This is a genomic window from Pseudomonas arvensis, assembly GCF_056688935.1.
Genome location: NZ_CP162038.1, coordinates 1180577 through 1194253, shown reverse-complemented (window position 1 = coordinate 1194253; position 13677 = coordinate 1180577). Strand labels below are relative to the sequence as shown.

12 protein-coding genes are annotated in these 13677 nt (G+C 62.3%); 1 reads left to right on the top strand and 11 read right to left on the bottom strand.

Going from position 1 to position 13677, the window contains the following annotated elements:
• Positions 1 to 107: 107 nt before the first annotated feature.
• From AB3G88_RS05410 to AB3G88_RS05360, 11 genes are all read right to left on the bottom strand, one after another.
• Positions 108 to 2444: a putative bifunctional diguanylate cyclase/phosphodiesterase gene (locus AB3G88_RS05410; RefSeq protein WP_480453445.1), complete on the bottom strand. Its 2337-nt coding sequence runs from the start codon at positions 2442 to 2444 to the stop codon at positions 108 to 110.
• Between the two features lie 328 nt (positions 2445 to 2772).
• Complete coding sequence (locus tag AB3G88_RS05405; protein WP_218573960.1) at positions 2773 to 3630, bottom strand: IS3 family transposase; 858 nt, start codon at positions 3628 to 3630, stop codon at positions 2773 to 2775.
• Positions 3627 to 3920, bottom strand: coding sequence for a transposase (locus tag AB3G88_RS05400; RefSeq protein WP_064452164.1), 294 nt, complete (start codon positions 3918 to 3920; stop codon positions 3627 to 3629). The genes AB3G88_RS05405 and AB3G88_RS05400 overlap by 4 nt, the downstream gene beginning before the upstream one ends.
• A 776-nt stretch (positions 3921 to 4696) precedes the next feature.
• Positions 4697 to 5872, bottom strand: coding sequence for an ABC transporter substrate-binding protein (locus AB3G88_RS05395; protein WP_480453444.1), 1176 nt, complete (start codon positions 5870 to 5872; stop codon positions 4697 to 4699).
• Positions 5869 to 6843, bottom strand: coding sequence for a CobW family GTP-binding protein (locus AB3G88_RS05390; protein WP_099585020.1), 975 nt, complete (start codon positions 6841 to 6843; stop codon positions 5869 to 5871). Before AB3G88_RS05390 ends, AB3G88_RS05395 begins: the two co-directional genes overlap by 4 nt.
• The gene (locus AB3G88_RS05385) at positions 6840 to 7139 is read right to left on the bottom strand and encodes a hypothetical protein (protein WP_099585019.1); all 300 of its coding nucleotides are present in this window, start codon (positions 7137 to 7139) and stop codon (positions 6840 to 6842) included. Before AB3G88_RS05385 ends, AB3G88_RS05390 begins: the two co-directional genes overlap by 4 nt.
• A gap of 13 nt (positions 7140 to 7152) precedes the next feature.
• On the bottom strand, positions 7153 to 7902 hold the full coding sequence (locus AB3G88_RS05380) for an SDR family NAD(P)-dependent oxidoreductase (RefSeq protein ID WP_480453443.1): 750 nt from the start codon (positions 7900 to 7902) through the stop codon (positions 7153 to 7155).
• A gap of 77 nt (positions 7903 to 7979) precedes the next feature.
• On the bottom strand, positions 7980 to 8741 hold the full coding sequence (locus AB3G88_RS05375; protein ID WP_099585017.1) for an SDR family NAD(P)-dependent oxidoreductase: 762 nt from the start codon (positions 8739 to 8741) through the stop codon (positions 7980 to 7982).
• Between the two features lie 10 nt (positions 8742 to 8751).
• Entirely contained in the window at positions 8752 to 10092 is a 1341-nt protein-coding gene (locus tag AB3G88_RS05370) for an MFS transporter (RefSeq protein WP_099585016.1), read from the bottom strand.
• Between the two features lie 38 nt (positions 10093 to 10130).
• A complete protein-coding gene (locus AB3G88_RS05365; RefSeq protein ID WP_003234086.1) occupies positions 10131 to 11009 on the bottom strand; it encodes a polysaccharide deacetylase family protein in 879 nt (292 codons plus the stop codon).
• An 11-nt stretch (positions 11010 to 11020) separates the two neighbouring features.
• Positions 11021 to 12343: an amidase gene (locus AB3G88_RS05360; protein ID WP_480453442.1), complete on the bottom strand. Its 1323-nt coding sequence runs from the start codon at positions 12341 to 12343 to the stop codon at positions 11021 to 11023.
• A gap of 336 nt (positions 12344 to 12679) precedes the next feature.
• On the opposite strand from AB3G88_RS05360, the gene AB3G88_RS05355 reads away from it, so the two are divergent.
• On the top strand, positions 12680 to 13669 hold the full coding sequence (locus AB3G88_RS05355) for a GntR family transcriptional regulator (RefSeq protein WP_099585014.1): 990 nt from the start codon (positions 12680 to 12682) through the stop codon (positions 13667 to 13669).
• The last annotated feature ends 8 nt before the right edge of the window (positions 13670 to 13677 follow it).

Genomic DNA, 13677 nt, shown 5'->3' with positions numbered 1-13677 from the left:
ACTCAATAGCGCTGGATACTTGACCGTTGGTCGGTAAATAACTGTGCAAACGGTCAAGCCTTGTAAAGCCTATCGGCCTGGACCGTAGAAACTGTAGCAGCGGGTCATCAGACCTGCGCGTGCTCGCGGCGCATCCACCTCTCGAACGCCATGGCATTCAGTGGCCGGCTGATGAGGTAGCCCTGGGCCGTGTCGCAGTTCCACTGTTTGAGCAGCTTGAGACTCGGCTCGAACTCCACGCCTTCGGCCACCACCTTGAGCCCCAGGTTGTGGCTCATTTCGATGGTGGAGCGCACGATCACACCATCGCCCGTGGCGCTGTCGAGGTTGCGCACGAACGACTGGTCAATCTTCAACTCCTGCACCGGCAGACGCTGTAATTGCGCCAGCGACGAATAGCCGGTGCCGAAGTCATCCACCGACAGGCTGATGCCACAGTCGCGCAGTTGCTCCAGCACGCTGAGGGCCTGCTGCGGGTTGTGCATGATCGCGCTTTCGGTGATCTCGAAAATCAGTTGCTGGGCCGGCACGTTGTAGCGCGTCAGCAAAGTGGTGACACGGACCGCCAGTTCATCATCGGCTAGGTCGTCCACCGAAATATTCACCGACAGCTGAATAGGCAGTCCGCGCTGCGCCCATTCGCCGATCTGGCGGATCGCTTCTTCAATCACCCACTGGGTCAGGCCGCCCATGCTGCCGGTGCGTTCGGCCAGGGGGATGAATTCGGCGGGCGACACCAGCCCCAGCGTCGGGTGCTGCCAGCGCAGCAAGGCTTCGGCCTGGCGTACCTGACCGTGCAGCAGGTCGAGCTTGGGCTGGTAGCACAGGTACAACTGACCTTCGACGACCGCACGACGCAGGTCGCGGATCAAGCTGATCTGGCGTTGGTGTGCCAGGTCGCGGTCCTGTTGGTAGACCTGCAGATAGCCGGGCAGCGTCGTTGCATCGTGGCGCGCAATCGCGGCGCGGCTGATCAACTCTTCCACGTGCTGGCCGTCGGCGGGGTACGCGGCGATGCCGATACTGACCTCGTGGCGCACTTCGTGACTGCCGATGCGCTGGGGTTCGGTGAGCAGCGCGTAGAGGCGGTCGGCGCGGGCCACGGCGCGGTCGATCTCGGTGTTTTCCAGGAGCAACAGGAATTCGCTGCCGGTGATGCGTGCAGCCGTGTCGCTGGCCAACAGGCTCATGGACAGACACCGGCTGGCTTCGCGCATCATCTCTTCCACGCCTTGCGGGCCGAAGCCTTCGTTGATGACGCGGTAGTTCTCGATGCCCAGGTACAGCAACACCACCGGCCGCCGCGCACTGATCGCACTGCCCAGGCGCTCCATTGCCAGGGCGCGATTGGGCAGGCCGGTCAGTGGGTCGTGGAGGGCGTTATGGGCCAGTTGCCGTTCGCGCACGGCGATGCCGCTTTGCATGGCATTGAAGGCACGGGCCAACAGGCCGAATTCATCGTGGCTGCGCACCCGCACCGGCGTGCGGTAGTCACCCGCGCCGATGCGCCCGGCCGCCTCCACCAGCGCGTTGAGCGGGCGCGACACCCGCCGCGCCAGGAACAACGCGCCGGCCAACGACACCAGCAGCACCGCCAGGGCAATCCCGAGGAACTGCCGATCCAGTGGCGCAAAGGATTCCAGTGCGTGGTCCAGCGGGCTTTGCAGCAGTACGCGCACGTCGTCGCCGTCACCGGAGTTGGCGAGCGGCAACACTCGGCTGAGCACGCGCTGACCGTAAAACAACTGGATCTGCGCCTGCGGGTTCAGCGGCGCATCGTGCAGCAGGCTGAGGATGGCGGCCTGATAAGCCTCAGGCTGGGTGCTGAACAAGGGACCAGGCCTGCCGCCCTGCACGCTGAGGAACGAGACCTCCAGGTTGCTCATGGAGCGCAGTTCATTGGCAAACAGTTGGTCCATGGGAAAGCCCATGACGACGCGGGCGATGGGCAATGGATCGAGTACTTGATCCTGCACCAGCAAGTAAGGTCGCCCGTCCAGGGCCACAATCAGCATTTGCAGGCCGTTGCGCCGTGCCTGGCGCAAGGCGTTGTCATAGGGAAAAAGCTTCCCGCGCGTAAGGATGGGCAAGGTGCTGACCACGACCTTGCCCTCCGGGCCCAGTACAAACACTTCGCTGGAGCGGATGCCGGTGCCATGCCGCCGCAGTGCAGCCAGAATCGGCACCGTCTTGCCTTCGGCCACGGCCTGCTTGAACGGGCCGTCGGCGGTGAGCCAACCGAGGCCGTATTGCAGGCGACGGCCGCGCAGGTCCAGCAGGCGTTCAAACACCTGGGTTCCGGTTTTCAATTGGACCTGTGCCTGGTTCTCCACCGCGCGGGTGGTGGCGGCCTTGACGGCGAAATAGGTGGCGGCGACCACCACCAGCAGCAGCAACGCCAGCACCCCGGCGATACGGGTTTGGAACGTATGGCGCCACGTCATGGCGGTGCCCTCTGGCAGTGTTCGCCGCTTTCTGCCACTCCGTCGTTGTGTCATGTGCATTCCTTGCGACAGCTGACCCGGCGTCAAAAAAACATCTATTGGGAGTGAGTATTTGGTTTGAGGAGATTAGCTGGGAGTTGGGGGGAGTGCATCCAATAAAATCGGGGAGTTGGGTGGCGGTTTATTGGCGACCCTGGGGTTGAGTGTGGGCATATCCGTTATTTGGGTGATGGCGGATATTGGTTCCGCCCTTACGGCGGGTCACTTTGGAAAAGCCCCAAAGTAACCATGGACTTGCTCCCTCAAAACGTACGCCATAAAGCGAGCGTTAAGCAGTTTGCTTCAGTTGCTTTGCGTAGTCATTAGGTGAGCTGTATCCCAGCGCCGAGTGCAGCCGTGTCGGGTTGTAAAAACCATGGATGTAGCTCGCGATAGATGCGTGAGCCTGTGCTTTGCTGGGATACACACCGGTAGCTTCTTCCTTCTTGAGTGTGGCAAAAAAGCTCTCTGCTACAGCGTTATCCCAGCAGTTGCCCTTACGGCTCATGCTTTGCACAAACCCCCTGTCCAAGATCATGCTGCGAAAACCGCTGCCCGTGTATTGCCGACCTCTATCAGAGTGAAAAATTACACCCTGATCAACTGGTGTATTCGTCCAGGCGTTCAAAAAAGCCTGCTGCACCAGACCCTCAGGCATCCGTTCCGACAGGCTGTAACCGAGTACCTGGCGTGTTTGGATGCTCAGCACCACGGCCAAATATAGCCACCCCTGACGCGTCGAAATATAGGTGATATCGCCCACCCACGCGGGAGTTGGGCTTGTCACAGAAAAACGTCGTTTCAACACGTTGTCGGAAATTGGCTGGATATACCGATTATCCATCGAGTGTTTGAACCGAGCCTTGATTTTCCCTCGCAACATTTCTTCTCGCATCAACCGGGCCACTCGCTTATGCCCAACTGAAAAAGATCGGTTATGAAGTGCCTTGACCATCCGCGGGCGCCCATAAGTGCCGCGACTGGCATGATGAATCGCACGAATTTCCAGGCGAATTTCAGCGTCTGGATCAGGACGTTCCCGGCGTTTCAAATAGCCGTGAAAGCCCGACACCGAGACTTCCATCACTCGACATAACAACCTGACTGGAAAGCGAGTCCGTTCACGGGCGACGAAGGCGTATCTCAGTTGGACTCTCTGGCAAAGAACGCCGTCGCTTTTTTTAGGATTTCTCGTTCCATTTTAAGCGTGGCATTTTCAGCTCGAAGCCGGGCCAGCTCGCTTTCCAGGTCAGAGACCGGATGCCGGGCAGGAGAACTGAGAGGACGCCCGTTGCGTGCGGCGTCCAGCCAATTACCTAAGGTTTTGACCGAGATATCTAACTGTCGAGCTGCTTCTCCTCGACCAATGCTTTCAGCGAGTGTCACTGCCTGAGCTTTGAAGTCGTCGGTGTAACTGCGGCGGGTTTGCTGTGACATAGGTGCCTCCAAGGTTGCGATTAAAATATCGCTTCTTGGCGTCCGCTGCGAGGGAACAAGTCCACCAAAGGGCTCTTGCCCCAACACTCGGCACCTCGCCTAGGCTCGGTGTGCCCTCACTCCGGCTTGAATCCGTGGGCCGCCGCGATGGGCCATCCTTGGCCCAGCGCGGCTAACCCGGCGTCCTGCCGGGTTACCCACGGATTCAAGCCTGCGTTCGGCCAGCGTGTTTAACGGGGCGCCTAAGATCAAGATCACGATCAAAAGCGCAGATCAAAAGACCGCTGACTTCGTCAGCGAAAAGGATGTAAGAGCAAGAGCAAAAGCAGATCTAAAGCAGATCTACAGCAGTCTGAGATCTATCTGATATATGGAGATCAAAATGTGGGAGGGGCGGTGCGACGACTTGCCCCCGATGGGGGAGTGTCAGCTGATGCAGCTGTGACTGATCCACAGCTATCGAGGGCAAGCCCTCTCCCACATTTTTAACCCAGTACATCCGACACAACACCGGTCGGCTCTAAGGCCGCCGCGCTCTTGCTTTTGATCGGGAATCGCCCCGTCAACCACGATGGCGGGAATCCGATATTGATTTGGGGGGTAAACCGGCAGGGATGCCGGTTTAGCCGCCCTGCGCCATGGATGGCTTTCCAAAAGTGACCCGCCGTAAGGGCGGAACCATAGGCAGCCGTTACCCACATAACGGATATGTACCCCGACAAACCCGGTACCCCCCCTCCCACATTTTTTATCCGAGCGAGCCCCAGCCCACTCAATCAAACACACCGCGCCCGCATGAAATCCCCCCACCGGCGCACCAGGTAGTTGTGCTCATCCATCACCGAATTCCACACCGCGATATGCCCCATCCGCTGCTCATACGAGCCACCATCGCGCACCTCGCCGATATCAATCAACGGCAACCCATCACTCCCCAACAACTCTTCCCGAGCAGCCTTCCCGGCATACCAATAATCCCACTCAGCGCTGCTCAGGTGGTCGCGACTGCGCGCAGGGTTGCCGATGTAATAACCCTGGCGGGCCATGACCGCGCCGGGCCAGCCGGACAGCCACCAGTTGAGGTAGGCATAGGCCGCATCCAGCACCGGGCCTTGGGCATGGCGCGACAGCGACAAACCGCCAAACCAGGCGCGATAGCCTTCGCGGGGCACGGCCAGACGGTATTTCACCCCGGCGCGATGCAAGCGCATCAAGGTCGGCGACCACAGGCTCTGGATATCAACGTTCGGGCTGAGCATCAATTGCGCCGCCTCTTCATCGTCGGACCAGAACGCCGCGAAGTGCCCCTCCTTCTGCTTGCGCACCAGAATGTCAGCCAACACGTCGATCTCCTCGATGCTCATGTTGCCGATGTCGTTAAAACGGGCCAGCCCTGCGCCCTGCACCGCCAGCGCGGCATCCAGGGCGCCGATGGCGGCGTCACTTTGCAGCGCCGTGCGCGCGCGCCAGGCCGGGTCCAGCAGCCAGCCCCAGCTCTCGTTGCCGTGGCAAAAGCCTTCGGGCAGACGCTCGGGGCGGTAGGCGAAACTGTCGGCATTGTGGGTCAGGGGCAGCATGCTGATGCGTTCGGTGACGGTGCTGCCGAGGCTGCCGTCGTGCTGCACGAATAAGCGCTCGCTGGGCACGCTGCCACTGCCCAGGCGGTCGCTGGAGGACAGGCGCCCGCGCTTGGGCAGGTCGTTGATCTCATGCCACAGCGCGATGCGGCGTGTATCGATGGGCTGGATCGCCCGGGCCGGCCACACAAAGTCGACGTTGTGAAACCACTGGTCGTACAGGTCGTAGCTGTCGGGATGCATCACCGCAATGCGCTGGGCCTGTTCGACGTCGTGTACCTGGTAGATCAGCCGAATGCCCAGTTCCTGTTCAGCCCGAACGCGCAAGGTTTCGAGCAAGGTCACGGAGGTGCCGAGGACACGTAGGGTGATCATCCGGCGAACCGCCGCGAGAACGCCTCAAAGGATCGCCGGAGCAGCGCCGGGTCCAGGCCGCGCAGGATAAACACCAGGCGCGATTGCCGATCCGTGCCCGGCCACGCAGGCAGATGGACCGGGGCATGCAGGCAGTGCTGCACGCCATGAATGACGATGGGGGCGTTGCTGGCGTTCACGTTGAGCAGTCCTTTGACGCGAAGGATTCGTTCGCCGTGGCATCTTAACAGCATCGACAACCACACCCCGAAACCCACCCAATCCAGCGGCTGGTCGAAGGTCAGGCTGCACACTTGCGCCGCGCCGTGAGTGGCGCTGGTGGTTTGATGCAGTTGCCAGCGGCTGACTTCCACCGTCGGCTCGGCGCTGCGCAGGCCCTCGCCGAGCAGCAGTTGATCGCCGCTGTGGATGTCATGGGTGTTGAGGATCGGCGTGCCGGCGTTGAGTGCACGCAGGTGCGCCCGCAGTGGCTCGCAGTCGCCCGCCAGGTCCGTCTTGCTCAGCAGCAAACGGTCCGCGGCCGCCACTTGGGCCAGCCATTCCGGGTGCAGGCGTTCTTGCAGGGCGGCGTGGCTGGCGTCGACCAGGGTGATCACCAGGCCAATGTGAAAACGCCCACGCAATTGCACATCGTTGTTCAGGGTGGCGAGGATCGGCGCCGGGTCGGCCAGGCCGGTGGTTTCCAGGATCACCCGTTTGAACGCAGGTATTTCGCCACGCTCACGGCGTTGCAACAGGCCGAGCAGCGCGTCCTTGAGTTCGCCACGGATCGAGCAGCACACGCAGCCGCTGGGCAGCAGAACGGTGTCGGGCGCGACTTCTTCGACCAACAGATGGTCGATGCCGACGTCGCCGAATTCATTGATCAGCAGTGCGGTATCGCCAAGGCTTTCGCCTTGCAGCAGGCGCTTGAGCAAAGTGGTCTTGCCGCTGCCGAGGAAGCCGGTGATGACATTCAGGGCGATGCTCATGGGGCGGACTCCAGGTGATCCAACAGCCGTGCATCGAGGGGGTCCAGCGGGCGGCCGAGCATGGTTTCGGCCGCCTGCCAGAGTTGATCCAGGCCGCTCGCCAATGCCTGTTTGCCGGTGGCGCCCAACAGCAGATAGGAGGCGCCCTGGAAGTCTTCGACCTTGAGCCGGAACACCGCCAGCACCTGGTTGATCGCCGCAATACGGCGCAGGCGCTCGCGGCGCCGGGGCAATTCGTCGCCCAGGGGGTCGCTCCAGTGCAGGTCTTCGCCGAGCAATCCGCAGAGTCCGCACATGGCTACACCTCACTCATGGCATGACGTCGCCGGAGTTCGGGCCCAGGGTCTGGCCGACGAACAGATTGCCGCCCGGCTCGCTGGCGAGCAGCACGGCGGTGGGCGCGACTTCATCCGCCAAACCGAAGCGGCCCAGGGGCAGTTCGGCGGCCTTGGCGCGCTTCCAGTCGTCGCTGATACCGCCGACCAAAGGCGTTTCAATCGGGCCAGGGGCGATGGCGTTGACCAGCACATTGTCCTTGGCCACTTCCAGCGCCAGGGACTTGGTAAAGCCGATCACGCCGGCCTTGGCGGCTGCGTAGTGAGTCAGTTCGGCGCCGCCCTTGATGCCCAGTTGCGAGGCCACATTGATGATCCGCCCCCAACGCTGCGCGACCATGTGGGGCAAGGCGCGCTGGCTGGCGACGAACACACTGGTGAGGTCGACGCGCAGCATGTCGTTCCACATTTCGATGGACAGATCGACGCAACGCGCCTGGGTCAGCATGCCGGCGTTGTTGACCAGAATGTCGATGCCGCCGAAGTGTTCGACGCAACGGTCGACACTGGCTTGGGCGCCTTCGACGGTGCCCACATCGGCCAGGCATTCAAAGACCTCGGCGCCGAGGTTGCGGCAGGTGATCGCGGTTTCGGCGAGGCTGGCCGCGTTGCGGTCGGCCAATAACAGACGCGCGCCTTCGGCGGCGTAGGCACGGGCGATGGCGGCGCCGATGCCGCTGCCGGCGCCAGTGATCACGGCCCGGCGGTTAGTCAGTTGGTTCATGCAAAAACTCCTGAAAAAAACCACTTCCAATGTGGGAGGGGGCAAGCCCCCTCCCACATTTTGATCGAGTACACCTGTTAGTCAGGCCAGCGCACAGTGAGGCCGCCGTCGATGACGATGCTCTGCCCGGTCAGATAACTCGACGCCTCACTGGTCAAAAACTGCACCAGCGACGCCACCTCATCCGCCCGCCCTACCCGGCCCAACGGAATCGCCCGCGCTGCTTTCGCCAAGCCCTCCGGCCCCAGCGAGTTTTTCGCGTCCAGGGACTGCGGCGTCTCGATCAACCCAGGGATCACCGCATTGCAACGAATGCCCAAGCCCGCCAATTCCACCGCCAGCGACCGGCACAAGCCCGGCACACCGGCCTTGGCGGCGGCATAGTGCGAGTGTTCCTGCCAGCCGTACACGCCACCGGCAATCGAGGAAATCGCCACCAGCGCGCCGCCTTCCTTCATGTGCCGCGTCGCCGCACGGAAGGTGCGCATCACCCCCGTCAGGTCGACGTTGAGCATCTCGTCCCACAGCGCATCGGTCATCTCCAGCAGCGGCGCGCGACGCAGCAAGCCGGCGTTGGCGACCGCGTAATCCAACCGGCCGAAGTGCTGCACGGCCTGTGCGGCCAGGGCGTCCACCGAAGCGGTATCGCCCACGTCCAGCGGCAACATCAGGCATTCGCCACCGGCCTGTTCCACCAGGTCGACAGTGGCTTGCGGGTCGTGCGGGTCGGCCGGGTAATACCCGCCCACCACTGCCACGCCGCTGCGCGCATAGGCCACGGCGAGGGCTTGGCCGATGCCGCTGGCGGCACCGGTAATCAAGGCAACTTTACGACTCATCAATGGCTCCTTATTGAACGGTTTCCGGACGCACATGGCGGGCGGCAAACATCAACATGCCGGACAGGAAGCACGGTAACGCGCCGAACCACAGCGCAGCGGTCTGCCAGTCGCTGCCGGCGGACAACACTTGGGTCGCACCGAAGCCTGCGACCACTGCACCTATCGGCCCCATGGCATGGATGATTGCGCCACCGGTGGCACGGATGCTGGTGGGGAAACTTTCGCTGATAAAGAACAGCGCCGCCGAGTACGGCCCGATCAGGAAGAACAGGCCCAGGCTGTACAGCCCGACCACCATGGCCATGTTGCTTGGGCCGAACAGCATGCCGGCGAACGACAGCCCGCCGAGCATCCAGCCCAGGCCGATCACGTTGCGGCGGCCGATCTTGTCGCCCATCCAGCCATGGCTGAGGTAGCCGCAGTAACCCACCAGGTTCGACAGCACGAGGATGATCAACGAGTTCTCGAACGAGATGTGGTGCACGCTGACGATCACCGACGTGCCAAGCACGCTGAACACCTGGATCGCTGCCCAGTTGAGCAGCAGCGCCGCGCCGATCACCAGCGTGGCGCGACGGGCCGGGCCACGGAACGCCGCTTTGAGGCCAGCCTTGCTGTGTTCGTCGTAATCCACGCCGTAGGTCACGGCGACGTTCTGCGCTTCTTTCACCGCGCCGCTTTTACGCAGCTCGCTGATGCGCTGGTGGATCTGGAACTGCGGGCTCTCCTTGAGCTTGCGCGCCATGATCGCGATCACTACCGCAGGGATCGCGGCGAAAATGAAGCAGCCCTGCCAGCCGATGATCGGCAGCAGCAACGCGGTCAAACCGGCGGCGATCAACGCACCGACCGGCCAGCCGCCCTGCACCAGGCTGTAGATGAAACCGCGGCGTTTGGTCAGGCGCGGGTCTTCTGAGGCGCCATACAGTTCGGTCAGATAGGTGGCGTTGACGGTTTCCTCGGCATACCCCAGGCCACCCAGCGAACGGATCAGAATCAGCGGCGACTTGCCCCACGCGCCGCCAATGGCCGTCAGCGCCGAGCACAGCGCAGAGCCGGCCACGGTGAAAATAATCCCTTTACGGCGGCCCAATTTATCCACGATTGGGCCGATGGCCAGGGCAACCACGGCAGTACCCACCGCCACCCAGGTCGCGATTTCAGCTTGCTCCACTTCACCCCAGCCAAAGTGTCGGCCGATCTCCGGCAACAACGTGCCAAACAGGATGAAGTCATACACCGCAAACACCCAGGCAAAAAACGCGATCCAGGTGGCGAAGCGCACTTCCTGGGACGTCAGTTGCCGGGGTTTCCAGCCAGTCAGGTCAAGCTTGTTGTAGATGGACATAATCGCGCCTCGGGAGGTGGGGGCTGCTTGGGTTGGGATCAGGTACGCGGCTGGCGGCGGATAAAGTCGTCGGCGATTTCGTCGAAGGTGACGAAGCGCACGCCGGCATGGCTCTGGATGTGTTCGATCAGGCGCTCAAGCATCAACAGCACTTGCGGGCGGCCGGACACGTCGGGGTGAATGGTCATGGTGAACACCGCGTGTTCGTGTTCGCGGTAGACCCAGTCGAACTGGTCGCGCCACATTTCTTCCAGGTGACGCGGGTTCACAAAGCCGTGGCTGTTGGGGGCTTTCTTGATGAACATCATCGGCGGCAGGTCGTCCAGGTACCAGTTGGCCGGGATCTCTACCAGGTCGGTTTCTTCGCCGCGTACCAAGGGCTTCATCCAGGTGTCGGGGTGCTGGCTGTAGTCGATCTTGGTCCAGCTGTCGCCCTTGCGCACGTAGTAGGGATGGAAGTCGTTGTGCATCAGGCTGTGGTCGTACTTGATGCCTTTTTTCAGCAGCAGTTCGTTGGTGACCTTGCTGAATTCCCACCACGGCGCGACGTAGCCGGTCGGGCGCTTGCCGGTGACCTGGGTGATCAGCTCGATGGACTTATCCAGCACGATCTCTTCTTGCTCGGCCGTCATCGCGATGGGGTTTTCGTGGCTGTAGCCATGCACGCCGATTTCGTGACCGGCGTCGGCCACTGCCTTCATCTGCTCGGGGAAGGTTTCCATCGAATGGCCGGGAATAAACCAGGTGGTGCGCAGGCCGTAGCGCTCGAACAATTTGAGCAGGCGCGGCGCGCCGATTTCACCGGCGAACAGGCCACGGGAGATGTCGTCCGGCGAGTCTTCGCCGCCGTAGGAACCGAGCCAGCCGGCGACGGCATCCACGTCGACGCCGAATGCACAGAGAATGTCTTTAGCCATGATGTGTCTCCTTAAATGTTGAGTACGGATTCGACAGACAAGGCCGCGCGCAACAGCCGCGCGTCCTCCCCCGTCGGGGCGCTGAGCAGCAGCCCGGTGGGCAGGCCCTGGGCGTCGCGGCCGCTGGGCACACTGACGCCTGGCATGTCGAGCAAACTGCCGGGCATGGTCAGGCGCAGGGTGGCGAGGTTGGTGCTGATGAACAGGTCATCGTCGGCTTCCAGCGGTGCCAGTGGCGGCGCGACATGGGCCACGGTGGGGGTGATCAGGATCGCGCCGTCGAGGTCGTCGAGCAGTTGCTGTTGCAGGCGGCGGCGCGCATCGGTCAGGTGGATAAGTTGGCTGGCCGGCAACGTGCGCGCAGCTTCAAGGCGGCGGCGCACACGGGGGTCGAGTTGCTCGGCATCGGCGCTGTCGAGCAGGCTCTGGTGCAGGGCGAAGGCTTCGAAGGATCCGAGCCAGCCGTGGTGTTTGATCAGGTCCAGGGTGGCCTGGAAGGTCGGGCATTCACGTTCTTCGATCAGCGCGCCTTGGGCCTGGAGTTGCGCCACGGCGCGCAGCAGGTTGTTGCGCACCGCAGGCTCGACGTCCTGCTGCGCCAACACAAAGCGCTGGCCCTTGAGGCTGCGGGCGCTGTGGGTCTGGGCGCGGCCATGGAGCAGGTCGTCGATGGCCAGCGCATCACGCACGCTGCGGGTCAGCGGGCCGAGGCTGTCGAGGGTGTGGGCCAGGGGAAACACGCCGTCACGGCTGTAGCGCCGACTGCTGCTGCGATAGCCGACCAGGCCGTTGAGGGCGGCCGGGATGCGAATGGAGCCAGCGGTGTCGGTGCCCATGGCAATCGGCACAATCCCGGCGGCCACGGCCACGGCCGAACCCGAGGACGAGCCGCCTGGAATACGCGCTTGGTCCGCCCCATGAGGGTTGTGCGGCGTGCCGAAATGCGGGTTCAGGCCCAGGCCGGAATACGCCAGTTCGCTGAGGTTGGTCTTGCCGACGCTGACCATCCCGGCGCGGCACAGCAGGCCCACGCTCGGCGCATCGAGCAAGGCAGCAGGCGCGTTGCGCCGGTAAGCCGCGCCGGCGGTGGTGACGCTGCCAGCCACGTCGAACAGGTCTTTCCAGGCCACGGGCACACCGTCGAACCTGCTCAAGGGTTGGCCGGCGCGCCACCGGGCGGCGGACGCTTCGGCTTCACGGCGGGCGCGCTCGGCGGTCAGGGAAATGAAAACGCTGGCCGAGCGGCTCGCTTGATCGAGTGCCTGTTCGAGGGCTTGCACCGGGTCGCTGCGACCGCTGGCGAAATCCTCGGCCATTGACGTGGCGTCTGACATCAGGAAAACCTCATAAAACGTACATATTCATAAAATGTACATTTTACAAAGGCAGCTTTCGTGCCAGTCTCTATTTTGCCTCGTGTAGCTGATTGCGGTTTTCCGTCCAGAACTGCGGGATAGATGGTTTGGATAAGGGCAAAAAAGTCTTGCGTTGCGTTCGTGAGTCGCCCTCAATGAAATAATGTATCTTTTATTAATAAGTACATTTTGGTGCAGAAAAGTAACAGAGGTAACTTTCAGGCCCCAAAAAAGTGCCAGCGACGTAGCACAGAGTGACAGGTGCAACTTATGAGAGAATCCCCGGCCACCGTCCTACAAGCCCCAGGGAACGTAATGAAAGCAGTGTCCGCCTCGGCCTCCCGTTACGCGATGATTCACCAAGTGTTGCGCGACGCGATCGTCAACGGCACCGCTCGGCATGGCCTGGTTTTACTGGAAGCGCCGTTGGCCGAATTGTTCGGCACCAGCCGCGTGCCGGTGCGCAAGGCCCTGGACCTGCTGCATGCCGAAGGCTTGATCTGCCGTTTCGCCGGCCGAGGTTATCTGATCAACCCCGAAGGGCTGGCCATGGAGCCGCTGCGGCTGCCGCTGAGCCATGCGCATCTGGGCCTGAACGGCGAGGCTGAACTGGTGGACACCCGGCCCTTGGGTGAGCGCATCGTCGAGGAGATCGGCGCGGCGCTGTCCACTTGCATTGCGTTCGGCCATTACCGCCTGGATGAACAAGCCGCCGCCGACCACTATGGGGTCAGCCGCGCAGTGGTACGTGAAGCGTTGATGCGCCTGCGCGACCGGGGCCTGGTGGAAAAAGAGCCTTATTCCCAATGGCTGGCCGGGCCCTTGACCGCACGGGAAGTCACCGAAGATTACGAACTGCGCGCCTGCCTGGAGCCCGAGGCCCTGCGCCAGAGCGCACCGGACCTCGACCGCGAGATGCTTGAAGCGATGTTGCGGCGGGTACTGGATGCCCAGGACAGCGCCGAGTGCAGCCTGGAAGCCATCGAACAGATCGAGGAAGACTTGCACCAGCGCTGCCTGGCCGGGATGCAGAACCGCAAGATCGCCGCACTGATTCGCCAGGGCCAGAGCCCGATGATCATCAGCCGGATTTTCTACCGTTTGCTGGGGATCGGCGCTGATCCGGCGATGTTGGCTGAACATCGCTTGATTCTGGAGCTGTTGCTGCATGGCGCGTTTGATGCGGCGGCGTTGAACCTGCGCGAACATTTGCAACGGGCACGCCAGCGGATGTTGCAGCGGTTGAAGGTGTTATCGGTATTGCCGGAGCAACCCCTACCCGCCTACCTGCACAAAATCAGCTGAATGCTCCC